Here is a 21,257-nt window from a genome sequence, read left to right as displayed (position 1 = left end):
AGTTATGTGGTTGAATAAAATATTCCTTATGGCAGCATTAACGTTATTTTTTACGTTTTATGATGTTTAGAACGGATTTTTACCATATAAAGTTTAATAGAAATAGATTAAATTAGTACCAAATTATATCTCTCCATGCAACGATTTTTCCAGCATAAATACTATTTAACAATTGGTGTATTATTATTATCCGGGATTGTTTTGCCCGGGTGTGTACGCGGTCAGTTGGGTAAGGATAACAGCGAACAGTATTACAACGGCATGGTAGTTTGTGCCTACCCCGATGCGGCTAAAGCAGGGCTGGATATTCTGAAAAAGGGCGGCAACGCGGTTGATGCTGCGGTGGCCGTGCACTTTGCCTTAGCCGTAACCCTGCCCGAAGCCGGTAACATTGGCGGCGGCGGGTTTATGGTTTACCGGTCGGCTAAAGGACAGACTAATACGCTTGATTTTAGAGAAAAGGCCCCGGCTGCTGCCAGCATAAACATGTATTTGGATTCGGCCGGGAACGTGATCCCCAATATGAGCTTGGCTACCCACCAGGCATCGGGTGTGCCCGGCAGTGTGGATGGCATGATTGAAGCCCACAAAAAATATGGCAAACTAAAATGGGCCGAGTTGGTTGAGCCCGCTATAAAACTGGCCCGTGATGGCTTTAAAATAACCAAAAGGCTTGCCAATGACCTTAACAGGAACGCCAACGATTTTAAAGCCCGCAACCCTAATAAAAAATATCTTTTAAAAGATACCCGCTGGCAAGAAGGCGATATCCTGGTACAGGATGACCTGGCCAATACGCTGCAGCTTATCAGTGATAAAGGGCGGGATGGATTTTATGATGGAGATATAGCAGATAAAATTGTAGCCGAAATGCAAACCGGCAAAGGGATGATAACTAGACAGGACTTAAAGAACTATCATTCCGTGTGGCGCAAACCACTAACAGGCGCTTACAAAGGCTATAAAATAATCACCATGCCGCCCCCATCAAGCGGAGGGGTAGCATTGCTGCAACTATTACATTCGGTAGAACCTTATCCGTTAAAACAATGGGGCTTTAATAAGGATTCAACAGTGCAGGTAATGGTTGAAGCCGAACGCCGGGTTTATGCCGACCGCTCTAAATACCTGGGCGACCCCGATTTTTATAAGGTACCGGTAGATAGTTTATTGAAGCCTGCTTACATAGCATCGCGCATTAAAAACTTTAGCTGGGACGCGGCTACGCCAAGCAACACCATTCAACCAGGTAGTTTTGCGGGTTACGAAAGCGACCAAACCACGCATTATTCTATTGTTGATAAAGAAGGCAATGCAGTAGCTGTTACTACTACACTAAACGGCTCGTTTGGTTCAAAAATATTTGTAGGCGGCGCGGGCTTTTTGCTGAACAATGAAATGGACGATTTCAGCGCCAAACCCGGTGTACCCAATATGTTTGGATTAATTGGCGGCAAAGCCAACAGCATACAACCGGGTAAGCGCATGCTATCATCTATGACGCCTACTATTGTTGAAAAAGACGGCAAATTGTTTATGGTAGTGGGCACACCAGGCGGCTCGACCATCATCACCTCGGTTTTCCAAACAATTTTGGATGTTATTGACTTTAATAAAAGCATGCAAAGCGCGGTAAACGCTAAGCGCTTCCATCACCAATGGCTGCCCGATGTAATTGAGGCCGAAAAAGACGCGCTGGATAGCCTGACCATTGACAAGCTAACTAAAAAAGGATATAAAATAAAAGTAGGGGGCGGTATAGGCCGGGTTGATGCCATATTAGTAACCAAATGGGGTTATTACCAGGGCGGCGCCGATCCGCGGGGCGATGATACCAAATTAGGCTGGTAAGATGACATTAATTACACGTGTGTATAAAAATAATTCCTAATTTTGACAGGCATGCCTGCTAACATTAAACACCAGGAAACTATCGACTACTTTTTGAAAGTAGTGTGGCAAACGGTTGCTAACCGCTATAACCAGTTAGTGGCCGATTTTGGCATTACCCAATCTATTGGCTATTTGCTTATTAATATTGACGAAAAGGAAGGGAGTACCGTATCTGAAGTAGCGGCGTTACTGGGCCTGAAATCGACCAGTCTTTCGCGTATGCTAAGCCAGATGGAACAAATGGACCTCATCTACCGCGAATCTAACAAAGGCGATAAACGCTCGGTTAAAATATTTTTGACCGAATTAGGTAAAGAGAAACGTCATCTAGCCCGCGCATTGGTACGCCAGTTCAATAACTACCTCAATGCCCATATCAGCGAAAAAGATAAAGACCAACTGATCAACACGTTAAAAAAGATCAACACACTTACACTGAATTACAAACCCGAATAGCAAACACGGTTAAAATTTTCAATATTTTATATATCAAATTGAAAATATATCCCCCCCTGCCAGCGTTTTAATGCGGATAAACCATCGCTGTAAATTAAATTTCAACGCTTTATATGTTAAAATATGTTAAGCTGCTGGTTTTGCCATTTAAAACAATAAATTTGCCGTTTGAAATATAAATGAATAGGGTATTTATTATTTGTTTATGCGTACTGGTTTTTGTTGGGTGTAAAAAATCCGATAGTGCCATAGCAGAGGCACAAGCCCAGGCTAAAATTGATGATCAATTGATACAGGATTACATCAGCAAAAATAATTTAAACGCCACTAAAGTAATGCGTGGCAATGCTGATACTACCGGTATTTGGTATATAAACACTACCACAGGTACCGAAAACGCGCTGATCAATAGTTCATCATTGTTAACATTGGGTTATGCAGGCCGCCAGATGGGTAGCTCAACTGTTTTCGCGCAAACAAATACTTTTCACCCGGCATTTCATTTTGGCGATATGATAAGGGGCTGGCAATATGGTATCCTTGGTTCTAAAATAAGAAAAGGGGGCAAAATACGCTTATTAGTGGCTTCAAGGTATGCTTACGGCCCTTACGAACAGCGATCGTTAGGGTTATCAGCAAACGCCATACTTGATTTTGATATTGAACTTTTTGATGTAACGAATTAAATTTTAAATGAGAAAAATACTTTTTACGCTGTCATTATTTTGTGTTACTGTTGCTATGTACTCGTGCCGTAAGGTTACCGATGTAAATATAAAACAGTATGATGAGCAGCAAATTCAGACTTACATCAGCGCTAACGGCATTACAGGTATGAACCGTGACCTTTCAAGCGGGGATACAACCGGCATGTATTACAAAATACTTACCCCCGGAACAGGAGCAGTGGTTAAAGATTCGAGCCTGGTATCACTTGTATTTACCTTAAGAAGTTTTGACGGCCAGTTTATTGCTGAAGACACTATTGTTAATCATGTTTATAACTACCTGGGGCATATTGGCGCAAATAATTTGCCACAAGGCGTACGCTTGGGTATATTAAATATCTTGAAAAACAAAGGTGGGCGCATGCGCCTGCTGGTCCCATCGCGTTTAGGCTATGGCACATCTGGCTTTGGAACAGGAAGCAGCGATGGTAATAACCGCATTAAGGGCAACCAGGGATTGGATTACTACATTAATCTGGTTAACAACACCCAAAAATACGACCCCCGCTTTGGCACTTTTGTTGGCCGTCAGGATGCTTACGACGATATATCGGTAAAAAACTATATAACTGCTAATAATCTAACCGGCTATACTAAAACAGCTTCGGGTTTATGGTATAAAGAAACACAGGCGGGTTCAGGTGCAGCCATTACCCCTACATCAATTGTAACTATACAATATACCGGCACATTGTTTAATGGCCTTCTTACATCCGAACAATATAACAACAGCGATGGTACAGGCGTTAACATCGATTTAGCCAACGATACCAGGTTTGGCCTTGTTGAAGGTATACAGTTAGTAAAACCAGGTGCTAAATTATCATTAATAATGCCATCCCGATTAGCATTCGGCGGTCAATCGTATACAGATAATACCATACCTATTTTTAGCTGTATGCGCTACGATATCAACGTATTATCAGTACAATAACTATTTAGCCAATGCTGCTTTAAAAGCTTTCAAACACCGGTCGCGCGCAAATGCATGATCGACAATGGGTTTAGGATATTTGCTAAAATCGGCATATTCCGGAACCCATTTTTTTATATATTCTAGTTTGGGATCAAACTTTTTTGTTTGCGCGTCAGGGTTAAATATTCTGAAATATGGCGCAGCATCGGTACCGCTTCCGGCGGCCCATTGCCAGCCGCCAACATTACTGGCAGCTTCATAATCAAGTAGTTTACGCGCAAAATACCGTTCGCCCCAGCGCCAGTCTATTAACAGATCCTTACTTAAAAAGCTGGCGCTTATCATGCGTACGCGGTTGTGCATAAAGCCTGTCGCATTCAATTCGCGCATACCGGCATCAACTATTGGGTAGCCGGTTTTCCCTTCGCACCAGGCTTCAAATTGCGCTTCATTATTTTCCCATTTAATGCGATCGTACGCGGGGCGAAAAGCATGATCTATAGTTTGAGGGAAATGATCCAGTATCATCATGTAAAACTCGCGCCAAATCAGCTCATTTAACCAGGTTTTATCTTTGTATCCGAATGCTGTTTGGACTAACTGACGGATACTAACTGTACCAAAACGTAAATGCAAACCTACATGCGATGTGCCTTTGATGGCGGGTAAGTCGCGCTTTTCATGATAATCGGTTATAACTTCCTCATAATGTTTACCCGGGAACTTGCATTCACTTTTTATAAAACCCATTTCCTTAAGACCGGGTAAAGCTGTTGGGGCGGCTTTATACAAATGCTGCAGATACCCATTTACGGGATAAGCCTTGAAATAAAATGAGGCCAATTTGCTATACCATCTACGCATATAAGGGGTATAAACGGTATAAGGCAGGCCATCATCTTTAACAACTTCATTTTTATCGAATATTACCTGATCCTTATAAGTATTAAACGGAATTGCCTTTTCTTTTAAAATTTTAGCGATTTTTTCATCACGTTGTTTTGCATATGGTTCATAATCGTGGTTGGTGTAAACGGCGGCAATATTGTAGTCGTTTAAAATACTTTCCCAGGCTTGTAGCGGCTTGCCATAAAGTACCAGTAATGTGCTGCCAAGTTTTTGTAGTTTGTTGTGCAGATCTTCAATAGCCTGGTAAATAAAAGTTACCCGTGCATCGTCTTTATCTTCCAGTTTGTCAAGGATATCTTTATCAAATATAAAAACACATAGGACGGGGTGTTCCCCTTTTAAGGCATGATAAAGGCCCGCGTTATCGTCAAGCCGCAGATCACGACGGAACCAGAAAATACTGATGAGTTGTTTAGCCATAAATCTCTTTCAGCGCGCCCTCTATTTCCGGATACTTGAACTCAAACCCTGCCGAGATGATCTTTTGCGCATCAACACGTGTACTGCCTAAAATTATGGTGGCCATTTCCCCTAACAGTAATTTCAAAACGAATGCCGGTACATTTGGCGCCCACAGCGGGCGCTTTAGTTGCCTTGCAATGGCGCTGGTCAGCCGGGCATTGGTAACAGGCGCGGGGGCCGCCATATTATAAACTCCAGTTAAGGTTTCATGTTCCATACCAAACATATACATATCAGCTACATCCTGATGGTGTATCCATGATAGCCATTGTTTCCCATTACCCAGCGCCGAACCTATACCAAGTTTTACGGGGATATCTATTTTGGCCAATGCACCCTCGCCCTTAACCAAAACTACCCCGGTACGAAAGATCAAAACATCCAGTCCCAGGGCCTTTCCTTCGTTAACAGCGTTTTCCCAGGCAATACAGCATTCGCCCATAAAATCGTGCGCTGGCGGGCAATCTTCGGTCATTAGTTCATCCCCCCTATCACTGTAATAACCTATGCCCGATGCTGAAATGACCTTTTTTACGGTGTGTTCCTTTCCTTTCAGCAAATCGTATATCAACCCGATGGATTTTGTACGGCTTTCTATAATTTCTTTCTTGCGTTCATCTGTCCAGCGTTTTTCGGCAATACCGGCACCTGCCAAATGGATAATTATAGCTATCCCATCCACACATTGCTTATCTATTTTACCTTTATCCACATCCCATAAAAAGGTTTTCACCTTAGGATCATTACCCGGTCTGCGGCTTAAATGATTTACGGTATAGCCTTTATCCAACAGTAGCCGGGTTAATTGCCTGCCCAGTACGCCAGTGCCACCTGTTATTAAAATACCTTTATTTTGATGCTTCATGCAGCTATTCGCGCTTTAAACAATGCGGATTTATTATGGCGGATTACCTTACGATCAATATTTTGCGCCCATAAACTTTCCCGCCGAGGATGACTTCTAAAACGTATGTACCCGTCATTTGTTCGCTAATATCCAACGTGGTACTAAAATCGCCCGATGTGATGGCTTGCTTCTGCGTAAACATTATTTTCCCCGCGTTATTAACCAGCGATAGCGTTAAAGTACCACTATCAGGTGCCTTAAAGGCTACATTTATTTTGGTGGATGCCGGTACAGGGAAAACCGCCAGGCCAATAGCCGAATTATCGGGGTGTAATGGTACCAGCGCATAATGATAAGGGTCTGAGAAAACCGTGCAACCGCCATTAATGGTTACCCCAACCTTATAGTCGCCGCTACGCGTTGCTATATAACTTTGGCCGGTAGCCGCAACTATAATACTATCGTTATAATACCATTGGTTACCGTTTGCAAAACTTGAGGTAAGTACCGTGTCTTTTTGAGTAATAACAGGCTTGGTTAGCGTTACAGCTTGACGGGTTGTACCCGCACAGCCCGCGCTTTTTACCTGCATGTTATATAAATAATAGTAAAAGTTTTTGTAATAACTGGTATCGCTTGGGTTAGTTGGCGATGTGGCGTTATTCCCTGTAATGCGGAACGCCCCGCCTAAATTGAATGGATAACCTGTTACACCTCCGTTACTGCGGAATAACGTGGCCGTATTATCATACGATGTATTAATGGAATAATTGCCCGCGGTTGGGAACAACAGGTTCAGGATATAAACTTTGCCCTGATCGTTAGGGTCATCGGCCTGGGCACCAGCGCCGGGTGTGGTTCGGGTGGCTACCGCGTTAATGGTTGTAGAGGACACCACCTGTCCGCTTGCATCCGTTACCGAGAAGGTGATCTTACCGGAATTACCAATATACAGTTTGGCGCTTTCTATAATAACCGGAACCGCTGTACTAACTAATATAGATGGGGTAAACTGGTTATACCCTCCCGCCGAAAATGCGCTTTTAGAGGCCGGGCCAACCGGGCCGCTTAAATCGTTCACACCGGCATAATAGGTATTATTTACCGGCGGCTGCAAAGTGTAGGCTGGCGAACCCGCAGCGAATGGCAACGGATCGGTGGCGTTTTTATACCATAACAGGCCCCCATCCGTATTACCGCTAAGTATATATTTTTTGGTATCGGCACAAAAGTAAGCTTGCAAGCCTGTTGCAGCAGCAGGGGTACCGGTAGTAATGTTTGTAGTTACCGAATTATTGGCTGTAACCGGGTCACCGCTTAAATTGGTGGTTGCCGTAATTTTGTAAGTAGCACCCGATATGGTATTAAATGTACCTTGCAAGATAAAATCATCCTCGGCCGATGGCGGTAAAGTGAAGGTATAAGTTTCATTTAATGTGATAACCGAATTATCGGGGTTGGTAATGGTTACTGTTACCGGGATATTACTAATAGCTGCACTACCAAAATTTTTCAGATGGACTGTTATATTGGTTTTCCCCGCACAGGCCCCGCCAGGCGTACTACTGTTAACCGATACTACACCAGCATCAGAACTGGTTTTGGTGAATAGTACACGATAATCCTGCGTTTCACCTTTGGCATAAGCACCACAGGGCGTAATGGTGGTCGCATCGCTTGTTTCGCTTAATACAACACGCATGCGGGTGTAATTATCGGCAATTACCGTACCGGGTATGCTAATATTCCCGGTATAGGTCCCAGTCCCGGCAATAACGGTGGTAGTGGCGGCCAGTTCGGTAACCGGGTCAAAAGTACCATCGCCATTATAATCAATATAAACCTTAGCTATTTTATTAAAATTAGCGCCGCAGGTACCGGCAGTGATGCTAACAGGATAAGTTTTACCCTGCTCAAGGTTCACCGTAAGGTTGGTATAATCACTATAACTTGTGCAGCCTGCTGCAGGGGTATTATTTAAGTTTGAAAGTGTGATATTATCAATTCTTGAGTCCGCGCTTGATGCCGGTGCCGATGCGCAATACACCGCGCCGCCAACGCCGGTAACAATTAAAGAATAAGCCTGCGGGCCCGATACCAGGGTACCCTTATGCGATATGGTAATGGTATAAGCCTTACCGGGAATAGTATTTGGGATATACACCTGTTCCACGTTATCCCTGATATTATCGCCGGTAGTAGCCGCCACCGATGGGTTAGCCGGATCCAGTACCCATGGTTTAAAAGTGGTAGTGCCATCGCTAATGCGGATATCCAGGTCGTTCACCAGTTTAGGCGTGCGGTCGTTAATGATTGTGCCGGCCGTAGGGGTGCCTTGCACATCCGTCCAGGATATGGTTGCCGATAATACACCATTGCCAGATGCGATAACATTAACCACTTGAGATTGTCCCTGCGCCAGCGTATTCTCTTTGATCAGGCTCTTAGCGCCATTATCGGTAATGGCCTGTGCGGCCTTCTTCATATCCAGCAGGCCCCAACCGTAAATATAATCCGGGCCTATATTGCCACCATCAAAAGCGGTATGGCAAACCAGGCCTTTTAAGGTAGCAGCGCGCATAAACGCCCCTGCGTTTTTCTGTGCATAGTATTCCTGCAAAAGGTATATCGAGCCGGTAACATTTGGCGCAGCCATTGATGTCCCAGACAAGGTGACATACGACGTATTGCTGGTATTATTGGTTGATAAAACATTAACACCCGCTCCAACAATATCGGGTTTTATACGCCCGTCATCGGTTGGACCCCAACTGCTGAACGAGGCTACCTGTACTTCGCTGCGGTTTGTAGGGCCATAAGGTATCTGGTTAACTGCACCAACAGTTAAAATATTTTTAGCGTTAGCTGTAGAATTTAATACATCGTAAGCATCGTTGCTGCTGATACCTGCCGGGCGGGGGCCTTTGTCCACAAGGGTTTGATCTGTACGGCTGCGATAACCCCAATAATCTGAACCTACTGCCGGGCCAGTTTCATCGTGGCTGTTACCCGATGATTCCACAATAAGATAATAAGGGGCGTTGTAGGCTATCTTATCCCATGATTGCGTGCGCGCGTCATAAAACCCAAATGTATAATCTTCCGTATCGCCGGGTAAGCCATACCATTCCCAGCGGTTATCAGAACTGTTAAAACTCCAGCCGGATATACCGCCGTAAGAATGATTTGACAGCAACAAAGTACTGGCCGCGGCGGTCATTTCGGCCACATCGTTATTAAAATCGTAAGATGATAAAGTAGCTGCGCCAAAAGCCATCCCTTTGGCGGGGGCATACACCCCTTTTGCTACCATGGTACCCGCTACGTGCGTAGCATGCTCTATAACCGAAGCATTAGCATCTTTGATACTAATAGTTTTTCCTGAAAATTCCTGGTGGCTACCTAAAACCCAACCGCCATCCCAAATAGCAAGTTTATTATTCATTATCGTGCTTGATCCTGAAAGGTTCAAACCCAATAAACCACCAGGCTGAACAGTGTTTGTCCCGGTTGTAGCCGCCGATGTAGTATTGTTATGCGTTTTTAAATAGATAGGGAAGCCGCGTTCATTTACACCTTGTAGTTTAACAACCGCTCCGTTACGCCCGGTATGACTTAAAGGCCAGCCGTATTTAGGGGCCAGGGCTATTGCCGCCTGCTGATTGGTTTTAAAAGTCTCATTTAATTGAACAGACAGGTTTTGCAACTCGCGCCTTTGCGCATCGCTTACCAGTATTTGCTGGGCATTGGCCATATCCGTGCCTACAAGCAACAATAAAAGCCCACCAATACACGCGCGGTAAAGTTTTGTCATATTCAATTATATCTATCTGTTATTAAATCAAATTGCAGTAAAAATAACGCAATAAGGTATTTATTATCGCACTTTTACGTTGGTTTATGATAATAGTTTAAATATATACGATATGAACTTTAAAAGCGCAATGCCTTGCCTTATTATTTTTTTATTTGCCTGTTCGGGATTAAAACAGGCCATGCAAAACGGACAGGGATTATCGGGATATATTTATTTGCAGCAGGGTAACCAAATGCCATCACCAGGGCGGGTTCCGGGTAAGGGGCGCGGGGTAAGCCGGGAAATATTTGTTTACGCAACAACCACTATCATCCAAGCTACAGGCCAAAGCCCGATGTTCGATCATATCAGCACCCGTTTAATTATGCGAACCAAAAGTGATACTACAGGGCATTATTCCATTAATTTACCTGCGGGAAAATATTCGGTTTTTATTAAAGAAGAGGGTAAGTTCTTTGCATCAGAAAGTGACGATAAGGGCATTTTAAACCCTGTGGAAATAACGCAGAATCATATCTTAAAAAAGGACTTCAACATTAACTACCGGGCAGCTTATTAATATTAATTATTGTGAAAAACTGTCCCCAAACCGGGGAATCCACACCCATTGGTAAATGCTGTTTAACAAATTTATTTTCAGCATTTTACCCTGTAACCCATCTATTTTACTGCAATTTCCGTATACAGAGTTAATTCGCTTATATTTATTAATTTTGCGATAGTTTATTATAGCTATTGCATTGTATTTGTAATACCACATATAATAACACCAACTCTGTGAAAAAAGGTTTACTAATTTTCCTGTTCTCTTTATTTGTCATTGGCCTTGTTTCTAAAAGTTTCGGGCAAACTATAACCTGTACAAATAATACCGGTTTCACCACCAGTTCAACATTGCGTAACGGCCAAACCGGCGTAACGTTGTACGGGGTAGATATGACCGTATCTGCTAACCTTACCCTGGGTACCTTGCAGTTTAGCAATACCAATGGCGGCGCTAACGGCTATTTTTCCAACGGAAAACTGTATGTATCAACTTCTGGCACCAGGGCTACTGCTACATTGGTTTCTGGGGCATCGATAGCTATAAATGGCAGCGATATAACCGTTACAGGCTTCTCGCAAGCTATGGTTACGGGTACTACCTACACATATTATCTGGATGTTGATGTTTCTATTACCTATGGGTCATTACCAAGCACTATCCAATTTGCAACTGCGTTTGTAAAAGGCCCGGGATATTATCCTACTTATACACAATCTGGTTTGGCAACAGGCGCCGTCACCTACAGTTTAGTTAAACCCGATGTAACGGTAACCAATTTAACAGGCGGTTTAACCACCGGCACATTGGTTTACGGACAAACCGGTATTGCCATTTTTGGCTTTTCGGTTACTGTTACCGGCGCGTTAACAGCAAATAAATTCACTATAGCCAGCGCAAATAACGCCCAAAGCTTATTTGGTAATGCTAAACTATGGCGGTCTACCACTTCAACCACCTATCCAACGGGTTTTACACAGGTAGCCACAGGCACGGTCAACTCTGGTCAAACCCAGTTTACCTATACCGAAACTTTCCCCGGCGCAGCAACAACGGTTAACTATTTTGTAACTGTTGATTATTCGGGGCAATGCCCTACGGCCAGCACTATTGGTTACACCATATCACCCGGACAAAGCACCTCATTTATTATCGGACCCTCCAGTGTAGATTATCCATCATCAACCACTGTAACAGGTACAGTTTATAATGTGGCAAAAACATTGAACTGGGTTGGCGGGCAAGCAGGGGGCTTATGGAGCAACATGAGTAATTTTGCAACTATCTGTGGAGGTGCACCAAGTAGTATCGGCGCGTATGATGTGGTACAGATAGGCGTTTCATCATCTTACACCTCATATAACCAGCCTGTGCTTACCGGCAACACAACAGTAGGCCAAATTATTTTTGGGAAATACGGCAGCCCAATATTGACTATGGGCCTTTTTAGTTTAAATAGTGGCATTAGCACATCAGCTGTGGGAACAGGAAGCAGTCCAACTATTATAGGCGCCGCTCAAACCATCACTATACCATCAGGCGCTGTGGCAACAATTACTGCCGGCACTACTTTAAGCAGCACAGCCTCCATCTCTAATAGCACCAATATGACTGTTGGCTCGGGCGCTACGTTAACTTTAACCGGTACCGCGGCATTAACCAACGCCTCTGGCGGTGATATTGACAACGCCGGCACAATTAGCGTATTGGCTGCGTCAACCAATGCCGGTACTATTGATCTTTCGGGTACCGGGGCTATTACCTGCTCCACTACTTTAAGTAATTCTAATAGTATTTCGGGTACCGGCAGTGGCAGTATCACCGTTGGTGGTACATTAACAAACACCGGCACTATTTCGCAAACCGGCACCGGCGGGATGACCTTCGCTGCTATAACCAATACAGGCGGTACGATAACCAATGGTTCTACCGCCGCAATGAGTGTATCGGGTGCAGTAAGCAATACAGGTACTATTAGCAAAACCAATACGGGCACGGTAACGTTTAACGCAGCAGTTACTAATAGTTCGGGTGGTTCAATCGTTCAAAACGGATCATCAGGCTTATTAACGTTTAGTAATACGTTATCAAATACTGGTACCGTTAGTCAAACAAACACTGGCGGAATAACCTTTACCGGCAATGTGACCAATAATTCAGGCGGATCAATTAGTCAAACCGCTGCCGGCCCAATCATATTTACAGGCGACCTTACCAACAGCTCCGGCGCTACTTTAACCCTGGGTTCGGGCTCAACAACGCTTAATGGGACTGGTACAAATACCAACAGCGGCACCATCACAGCAGGTGCCGGTGCACTTGATATTAATGCTCCAACATTTACTAACAATGGCACATTAACCTTAGCCGGGGGGGCAACTACCATCGCATCAACCACGTTTAACCAGGGCAGCGCCGCTACATTTACGGCAGGTACCGGTACTTTGAATTTTGATGGCGCGGCACAATCAATAAATAATGCAAACACCACTACTCCTATCGCCTTCGGAAATGTGACGTTTAGCGGCTCGGGAACAAAAACCCTTAACTCTACAGGAACCGGGCTGTTTCAAATTGCAAGCACTGGCACGCTAACAGTTTCTTCGCCGGTAACACTGGCCTGTGGTACAAATTTACTTACGCTAAAATCGGATGCTACAGCTACTGCCTCTTTAGATAAGATCACCGGCACGGCAGCTATCACCGGTACTGTAACCGCTGAAAGATACATCCCCGCAGGAAACCGTGGGTACAGAATATTGTCATCGCCGGTATGGAGCATAACTGGCTCATCACCATATTCTGGCCTTAAAAGCTACGATTTGAACTATATGAAGCTGTATACCCTTATCACAGGGCCCGTACCTGCCAGTAATGGGTTCACTACATCAACGCTGAATAACCCATCTGTTTTTGCTTATAACGAGACATTAACAACCCCGGTAACAAACAATATATCTACCAGCGATTATAAAGGTTTTGCCAGCACATCCGAATATATGCCAATTGGCAATGGTGTGCTATTTTTCTATAGGGGGAATCAAAACATAACTAAAACGGGTGGCAGCGGCAATGCCTTTACCTCGCCGTACCCTACTCCTGAAGCCACTACACTTATTAATACAGGTACAATACCTACGGGTACTATTACAGTAAACCGGCCGGTATTCCCTGCAAGCTCTACTTATTATAACGTTAAAAATACTGCAGCAGGTTCGCCCGGGCCGCAGATAACGGGGTCGTCGACCTCGCTATCCTACACCGTCACCAGTTTACCCGGCACCGACGGCTTTAATATGCTGGGCAACCCCTATCCATCAACAATTGACCTGGAAGCATTGGTTTACAATACCGATTTTGCAGGTTTATCGGGAAACTCGACTGCTACTTTTTACACTTTAAACCCGGCCAATACTAATGGTTTTGGCACCTACACACGGTCTGGTACAGGGGCTACAGGTACAGCGCTGAATGGCGGCAGCAGGTATGTATTATCGGGCGAGGGCTTTTTTGTGAAGGCCGCCAGCACCAGCGCCTATTTTAAATTTACCGAAGCATCTAAAACCACCTATCCATCCTCAGGCAATACCCCTTCGGTATTTGGATTGAAAGAAAAAAATCCGGCAGTTAAGATAAAACTGATACAGGATGCTACCTATTACAATGAAACACTGCTAACTTTTAATAAGGATAATAAAAGCACCTTTACGGAAGATGAGGACGTAGCTTACTTAGCAGCCCCCAGCCAGCAGGTGTTTATGTACAGTAGCAGCGATGAAGGTACATCGTGCGTTATTAACCGTTTACCGGCCCTGGAAAACATTAAACCCATTAAGCTGTATGCCGAGGGCGCTGTCACCGGTACTTATACCATGGAATTCTCTAACGTTAATACTATCGATAGCCGTTATAGAATATTCCTGAAAGATAGCTTCAAGAAAGATTCGCTTGACGTTACCAATAATACTACTTACAGTTTTAATATAGACCGCGCCAACACAACCACCTATGGCGCAAACAGGTTTACCCTGGTGGTTTATAAAGACAATAATGCCGCTTATAAACTGGTAAGCTTTACCGGTAGTAAACAGCAAGGCACATCTGTACTTACATGGACGGTGCAAAATGAAAGCGACGTATACACTTTTGACCTGGAGCGCAGCACAGATGGCGGTAAAACTTATAGTACGATAGGCACCATCCAGGCTGACAGAAGAGGGACATATTCGGTTACCGATACTAAACCAGTTTATGGCGATAACCTATATCGTTTAAAACAGGATGATGTGAACGACGCCATCACCTATTCGGATATTGTTAAGCTTACTTACGATACGCCGCAGGTTGCAGGGACATCTATAAACGTTTACCCTAACCCTACAAGCGATAAAATAAAAATTGATTTTACACAAACGATAGTAAACCCGTTAGAAGTGCACCTGGTTAATACCAATGGTAGAGTGATAAAGAAATCAATATTTAGCGCCACCCAGCATATTGAAGAGGAAGTGGGCAGTTTAATGACAGGGACGTATGTTGTTGATGTTTACGATAAAGTAAGCAATAAAAAAATAAGCAGTTCGAAATTTATAAAAATTTGATGATGGTGTTGACAGGTAAAAAAGCATTTTTTGTTATTTCTACATTCTTTACGTTATTGCTGATCAGTGGTAGTGCTTTTAGCCAATGCGATGGCAGCCCTGGTTTACCCGGCGACCCTGATGACCCCACCTCAACAGCAAATTGTCCGCTGGATACCTGGGTATTTGCTTTGGTTATTTTAACAATGGCTTATGCCGTTTGGCAAATGCGCAAACAAAGGAAACTAAACCTATAGATATTGGGCAAAGGATCGGTCTTATAGTGTTTCACTGATCATACAAAAACTTCTAATCGGGTAATAGCCCACAAAAGAGCAGACTACACCAAACGTTCCGATGGAACGTGATAAATATCTATTCAAATTACTACCAACCAGTCGTTCCCATGGGAACGGTTCTCATTTTCATCCCATAGGGATGCTTGGTGGGTAGCAGTTAGTACAAAATCGGACGTTCCATCAGAACGTTTGGTGAAATTGCAGTGCGATATTTTGATGGCCTATTTTCTTATCGAGGTGCTTTTTTTGTTGGTGGTATAAAACAGGCTTTTATTGTTTTATAAACTTGGCCTGTCCTATTATTTGATTTTCGTTACTTAATTCGATAATATAAGCGCCCAGGTACAGCTTGCTAAGGTCCATACTATAGGTTGTACCTTTAAAACCATCTTTCTTTATTATCTGTCCCGACAGATCCATTATTTTAACCTTCACCTCACCATTGTAACTCTGACCGAGTGCAATATTCAAAGTGCTTAAAACAGGCTGCGGATATATTTTAAACGGCTTATCGTTGTCATCATCACCATCTTTATATTTAACATTTATGGTGTCCGCATATTTAAAATGATTGTTAATATCAGTTTGCCCTAACCTGTAATAATTATCCCCTTTTACAGGCTGGTCATCGCTAAAAGAATAAGTATCGCGACTGTCTGAAAGGATATTGGTTAAAACAGAAAAGTTGACATTGTCGGTCGATTTCTCAAGCGTAAATTTAACAGGGACAGGGTTTGCGTTTACTTTCCATGTCAAATCAATATTCTTTTTAACCCTGATGCCCGAGAAACTTAATATCTGATTAATGGCTATCGGTGTTTCGGCGAATACTATTTCAAAACGGCCATCAGCATAGGTGGCGGGTATGGTGCGGTCTACACTAAAAGCATAGGTACTGTTTGCTGATAATTTTATGGTATCGGTTTTATAATTATCAATTAGTTTGGCCTGGTACTTCGAATCGAGGCTGGCTAAATTACTGGCTACCATATTAAAATTCCCGGTTAACAAGCTAACAGCGCCCAGTTTTATTTTAGTAGTCAGGGTGATAGAAGGGTAAGTATTTATAGCCAGTTTAATGTTATCCGACGAAAAACTTGATAAGGCTACTGTACCATTGCCGCCTAAATCAAAGGCATCCTCGCTCCCATCGTAAGTAGTTTTGCCGTTGCTTTCAAAAGCTATCGCAATATCGTCGGCTGCGGTACTGTCTGCCGGGTTTATCATCTTTAGCTTTAACACCTGTGGTGTTTGTGTAGCAGCTACCGGCCCGGTACTCATTAACAAGCGCGGAGTACTCAATTGTGATAATTGCTGCGATATCACTTTACCGCTCTCGTTAAAGGTAATGCTGGCCCCGGTAGCTTGCGCCTTCACAAAAAAGCCCTGACCGCTGGCAATATATTGCGATGCATTACCGGTTTTTGTAGTAACCGAGTTTTTGTTGATGGTACAAAACGCTTTTGTAGTAGGATCTAATTCATAAATAAACGGATCGACCGTACCGGTAAAAGTTATACTGCTCGATACATCTAATGTTGCAGGATACGGGTTTCCGACCAAATTGTAGCCATCATTATAATCGCCTGAATAAGTATAAGATAACGGCACAGTATATGTGCCCTGATTAAGCGTACCTTTAAACACAAGTGTATTATCTTCAGGCTTAACTGTGGTGGCAAACCTGCTGGTGCCGCTTAAATCTGTAAGTGTTCTTAAACCACGGTAAAACAGGTATATGCCTTCGCCAACCTGGAATTCATCGTTTGTAAGCGGTAGGGTGATAGCTTTAAAATCGGCACTGGTTTGAAACTTAGGGGCTGCTTCGTAGTAATGGTATATTGTCGAGCCATGATTTGGCGAGTTATCAAACTTGGTAGCATCAGTAGCATCGTAAGGCAATGCATCGCTTGTACCTGTAATATAAATATTCTGCTTTAGGTTAAACACATTATAAGTAGAAGTAGCGGCATCATGCGTAGTTGACGACAGTAATCGGTAGCCGCGACGCGTATTATCATTATTGCCATACAAATAACGCTCGGCATACACGTCGCCTGTTATACTTGCCCCCGATGGCATGGTTGCTACCATTGCCGATCCGCTGGCGTCTGATTTTAGCCAAAGCAAACCACCGGCAACTAATTGTGTACTGGCCGACATGGTTAACAGACCGGTTGATGATACCGAAAACTTACCCGTACCACCCATGGTTTTTGTGCCGCCGCCTGAAAAATTTACGTTTTTAAATACAACACCGGTACCACTATCGCTGCCTACATCGGTCAGGGCTTGTGCCGATGAGCCGCCAAATGTAACGGTCGCGGTATTGGTGGTAAGGTCTATTTTAATACCTGATGCTGAATTCCAATCGCCATTAACTGTTGTTGTACCTGAAGGGAAGGTTTTATTACCTGTACCTGCAAATGAAATATCGTTGTAGGATGTTGTTGCTACTATAGATTGTGTACTTGTAGCATCGTATAGTAAACCTACTGTCCAGGCTTTGCCCGTTGGGATGGCAGTAGCAGTGGCCTGCGTTTCTAACGTACCTGTGCCAGTGTTACTACTAACCCCACTAAGCAAATTGGTACCCATATTTAAGGTACCTGTTATATTTAAGGCACTACTCACCGAAAAAGCCTGGCTTGCTGTTACTATATTTGTAGTATTAATGGTTAAATTATTAACAGTTAACAATGTAGGTGTAGTTGTAAAAGTACCGGTAACAGATGCGGCAGTTCCGTCAAACTCATAATTAGCGCCCGAATTATAGGAGATAGTAGCATTGGTTACCGGGATTGAACCGGGGATACCTAAGCTATTCGAAGTTATTAACGTAGCTCCTGAACTGATAGTTACAGAAGATGTCCCCCCGCTTGCGTCGGAATCTGTTGCCGTTATCGTTTGGTTAACCACGTTTAATGTACCGCCCAATAAAACCGTGAGTGTACCCCGGAAGGTTGCAGAGGTTTCCCTCTCTAACGTAAGGTCGGAATTTAGCTGCAAAACCGTGCCGCTTTGTACCTGGTAGTTTACAAACACTAAATTTGCAGGGGTAGTATTGGTAAAAGTTTGCGGACTGGCTACTGTACCGGTTCCGGCAAAACTTAAAATTCCGTTCGCAACGTTGCCCGTTGTTTCAAATTTAGCGGCAGTATTTGAAAAATTACCTTTAACTGTAACCGTTGATGTTCCTGACGCACCAGCGTTAAAATCAAAATCACCTGCAGTGGCGATAAGGTCGCCGTTTATGATTAGTGCGTTTGAAGTTGCATTATTTACATGAAAAAGGACAGCATTGCTCAATCCAAAATGGAAATCGCCACCTACAGTAACCGCACCTTTCATAGTTATTGCAGCTGTACCGCTCAGAGTCAGATCACTGCTGTATGTACCCGCTACTAAAGCTACAGTAGCACCCTTATATTCCACATTAAAAGACCAGGTCATTGCTGTGGGGATGGGAATAGTAGTTGATATGTTTGAGGTTTGAAGCAATCCACTGCCAGCTGTCGTCATGCCGACAGAGCCAATAAGCTGGTTTGTGCCCATATTTAGCGTACTGCTGATGGTAAGTTTAGCAGTGCCCATGGTTATTGCACCCGAAGCTGCGCTCGTACCTGTGCCAGAAACTGTCAGGTCGCCATTATAAGTGCCGGCCATAACGGTTTGCGCGGCGCCATTATATTCTACCTCAAAGGTCCAGGTTTTACCTGTGGGAATAGGCGTTGCTGAAGTATTGGCGGTTTGTAATAAACCCGTACCTGCAATAGTTGGTAAAGTACCTGTCAACGCAAATGTTGCCATATTTAGTGTACCATTAACCGTTAAATTACCTGTAGTACCCATGGCAATTGTGCCTGTGCCGGTTTGTGTACCACTACCGCCAATGTTCAAGTCGCCACTATACGTACCCGCAACAACATTTTGCCCTGTGCCTGTATAATCAATTTCAAATGGCCATGTTATCCCGGCAGGAATTGGAGCAGTGGCCGTACTGGCAGTTTTTAATACCGCTGCAGATGTGCCTGTTGGTGTAGTAACCAGGGATAATGTATTGGCCCCCATATCAAGTGTATTGGCACCAAGCGCTAATAAATTACCTGAGCTTATGGTTATATCGCCGCCAACAACGGTTTTGGTGCCTGATGCTGCAGATAAAGTCAAATCGTTATTATAAGTGCCACCCGAAACATTTTGGGTTGTACCAGTATAAGTTACATTAAATGCCCATGTTGCACCGGTAGGTATTGGTGCGGTGTCTGTACTTCCCGTAGTCAGGGTACCCGCCCCGCTTGTACTTCCTACTGTTATTAGCTGGTTAGTGCCCATTGCTAAAGTACGACTTGTGTTTATGGTTAAAACACCCCCAACTGAAATATCGCCAAGTGCAGTTTTGTTATTGGTACCAGACATTGTCAGATCGCCGTTATAAGTACCGGCAACAACCTTCTGGGTAGCACCGGCATATTCTACATCGAAACTCCAGGTTTTACCTGTAGGTAAAGGAACTGTAGTATTGGTACTGGTGGTTTTTAACAGGCCTGTACCACCTGTGATAAATGCACCTGCAAGTGCAGCAGTGGTACCGGTAGATGTAAAAGATAAAGTACTGCCTGAATTTATAGTTAAAGTACCTGTTATAGTAAGTACAAGGTTTGCAGACATGGTAAGCGTAACATTTTGGGTAGGCCCTAATGTTAATGAAGTTAAGGAAATTGCTGAAGCAAGCGTTGGCATGATACTGCCAGTCATATTAATATCGCCAATAACTACATCATCACCCGCAGCCGGTGCTACACCACCTACCCAATTTGATCCGGTTGTCCATGATGTAGTGCCTGTACCCTTCCAGGCTTTTGTAGCAGCGCTTGAACATAAAGAGATGGATAGCAAAAGCGCTATGCAGCTAAATATATTTCTGCAATTTAGTGCAAATCTAATAAGCAGGGTTTTACTCATATAAATACAGTTAGTTAGCTAATTAGCTAACAGCAAATTATTTTAAACAATTTTATTACTGTCTTTCATATGGAGGGTTACCAAAAATAATATTTTTTTAAATATTATTAGCGTTTTCAGCTATTAAATCCGATATGATAATGAATAATATAATATTAATTAATATATTTAAACAAAACAACCCTATTACTTACGTATGAGTTAAGCAACAGGGTTGTTATTGATATTAGGAATAGTATTGTTACATCTTATTGATCTGCAGTTTGTTTAAAATGCCGTCAACTACTTGTGGCAGATCGTTTATGGCACGTTCGGGGTTGGTAACTTCGCCAACGCCATACCCACGCCAAATTACCTTATGGGTAGTGCGATCAATAATATCTAATATTAGCGTACCCTCTTTATAAGGTACATGATAAATTTCCTCGCCCAGGTATACCGGGTATGCACCGCGCCAGCCATAATAAAAAGCACGCCCGCCACGATAATAACCATACCGTGGATAAAAACCACCGTAATTATAACTATATACCGGCTCGTTATAGGTTTTCATCCTGTTATCAACCACAATGGTATAACGTATCAGCAAATCGGGACGGTTGGCTTTCAGGCGTAAACCTTTACTCTCCAGATCGGCCGTAGCCTGGTCTTTGATCTTTTGGTCGGCCAGGTCATTGTCGAAATAAGGGTTTTTGGTATTATTTATTGGGGGCAACCAGGCAAAGGTACTATATCTGCTTACCTTGCTGGCGTTGCCAACCGAGTAATAAGTGTAGCTTGAACAAGCTACGAAAAAGAGGGTTACTATAGTTAACAGCCCTCCGGTGATCCATTTTTTCAT

12 protein-coding genes are annotated in these 21,257 nt (G+C 43.5%); 7 read left to right on the top strand and 5 right to left on the bottom strand.

Annotated elements, in window-relative coordinates; all coding sequences use genetic code 11:
- Positions 1 to 135: 135 nt before the first annotated feature.
- The 4 genes from ggt (at position 136) to IRJ18_RS04600 (ending at position 4,011) form a co-directional block, all read left to right on the top strand.
- Positions 136 to 1,851 (top strand): gamma-glutamyltransferase, encoded by a 1,716-nt coding sequence (gene ggt / locus IRJ18_RS04615; RefSeq protein WP_194105028.1) that lies wholly within the window; start codon positions 136 to 138, stop codon positions 1,849 to 1,851.
- Positions 1,852 to 1,914: 63 nt separating this feature from the next.
- Complete coding sequence (locus tag IRJ18_RS04610; RefSeq protein WP_194106643.1) at positions 1,915 to 2,349, top strand: MarR family winged helix-turn-helix transcriptional regulator; 435 nt, start codon at positions 1,915 to 1,917, stop codon at positions 2,347 to 2,349.
- A gap of 179 nt (positions 2,350 to 2,528) precedes the next feature.
- Complete coding sequence (locus tag IRJ18_RS04605) at positions 2,529 to 3,035, top strand: FKBP-type peptidyl-prolyl cis-trans isomerase (RefSeq protein ID WP_194105027.1); 507 nt, start codon at positions 2,529 to 2,531, stop codon at positions 3,033 to 3,035.
- 7 nt (positions 3,036 to 3,042) lie between these two features.
- The gene (locus IRJ18_RS04600; RefSeq protein WP_194105026.1) at positions 3,043 to 4,011 is read left to right on the top strand and encodes an FKBP-type peptidyl-prolyl cis-trans isomerase; all 969 of its coding nucleotides are present in this window, start codon (positions 3,043 to 3,045) and stop codon (positions 4,009 to 4,011) included.
- On the opposite strand, the gene IRJ18_RS04595 is transcribed toward IRJ18_RS04600, so the two are convergent.
- From IRJ18_RS04595 to IRJ18_RS04585, 3 genes are read right to left on the bottom strand one after another with little or no spacing between them, the layout of a single operon-like run.
- Positions 4,012 to 5,322: a cryptochrome/photolyase family protein gene (locus tag IRJ18_RS04595; protein WP_194105025.1), complete on the bottom strand. Its 1,311-nt coding sequence runs from the start codon at positions 5,320 to 5,322 to the stop codon at positions 4,012 to 4,014.
- Positions 5,315 to 6,229 (bottom strand): TIGR01777 family oxidoreductase, encoded by a 915-nt coding sequence (locus IRJ18_RS04590; RefSeq protein WP_194105024.1) that lies wholly within the window; start codon positions 6,227 to 6,229, stop codon positions 5,315 to 5,317. Before IRJ18_RS04590 ends, IRJ18_RS04595 begins: the two co-directional genes overlap by 8 nt.
- A 43-nt stretch (positions 6,230 to 6,272) precedes the next feature.
- Positions 6,273 to 10,025, bottom strand: coding sequence for a S8 family serine peptidase (locus tag IRJ18_RS04585; RefSeq protein WP_194105023.1), 3,753 nt, complete (start codon positions 10,023 to 10,025; stop codon positions 6,273 to 6,275).
- Between the two features lie 112 nt (positions 10,026 to 10,137).
- Here IRJ18_RS04585 and IRJ18_RS04580 point away from each other — a divergent pair, with 112 nt between their 5' ends.
- The 3 genes from IRJ18_RS04580 to IRJ18_RS04570 all read left to right on the top strand — a co-directional run bounded on the left by IRJ18_RS04580 (position 10,138) and on the right by IRJ18_RS04570 (position 15,409).
- Positions 10,138 to 10,587 carry a hypothetical protein gene (locus IRJ18_RS04580; RefSeq protein WP_194105022.1) on the top strand — a complete coding sequence of 150 codons (450 nt, stop codon included), beginning with the start codon at positions 10,138 to 10,140 and terminating at the stop codon, positions 10,585 to 10,587.
- Positions 10,588 to 10,805: 218 nt separating this feature from the next.
- Positions 10,806 to 15,173 carry a T9SS type A sorting domain-containing protein gene (locus tag IRJ18_RS21200; protein WP_194105021.1) on the top strand — a complete coding sequence of 1,456 codons (4,368 nt, stop codon included), beginning with the start codon at positions 10,806 to 10,808 and terminating at the stop codon, positions 15,171 to 15,173.
- Positions 15,173 to 15,409 carry a hypothetical protein gene (locus IRJ18_RS04570; protein ID WP_194105020.1) on the top strand — a complete coding sequence of 79 codons (237 nt, stop codon included), beginning with the start codon at positions 15,173 to 15,175 and terminating at the stop codon, positions 15,407 to 15,409. Before IRJ18_RS21200 ends, IRJ18_RS04570 begins: the two co-directional genes overlap by 1 nt.
- A 312-nt stretch (positions 15,410 to 15,721) precedes the next feature.
- Here IRJ18_RS04570 and IRJ18_RS04565 read toward each other — a convergent pair whose 3' ends face one another.
- Together IRJ18_RS04565 and IRJ18_RS04560 are read right to left on the bottom strand one after the other, a co-directional pair.
- Entirely contained in the window at positions 15,722 to 20,416 is a 4,695-nt protein-coding gene (locus tag IRJ18_RS04565) for a T9SS type A sorting domain-containing protein (protein ID WP_194105019.1), read from the bottom strand.
- Positions 20,417 to 20,657: 241 nt separating this feature from the next.
- Positions 20,658 to 21,257, bottom strand: a complete 600-nt coding sequence (locus IRJ18_RS04560; protein WP_194105018.1) for a DUF4136 domain-containing protein — start codon at positions 21,255 to 21,257, stop codon at positions 20,658 to 20,660.

It is taken from the genome of Mucilaginibacter boryungensis, from assembly GCF_015221995.1.
Taxonomy (GTDB): domain Bacteria; phylum Bacteroidota; class Bacteroidia; order Sphingobacteriales; family Sphingobacteriaceae; genus Mucilaginibacter; species Mucilaginibacter boryungensis.
Note: the sequence above shows the minus strand (reverse complement) of the source record. Positions and strands in the feature narration are given on the sequence as shown.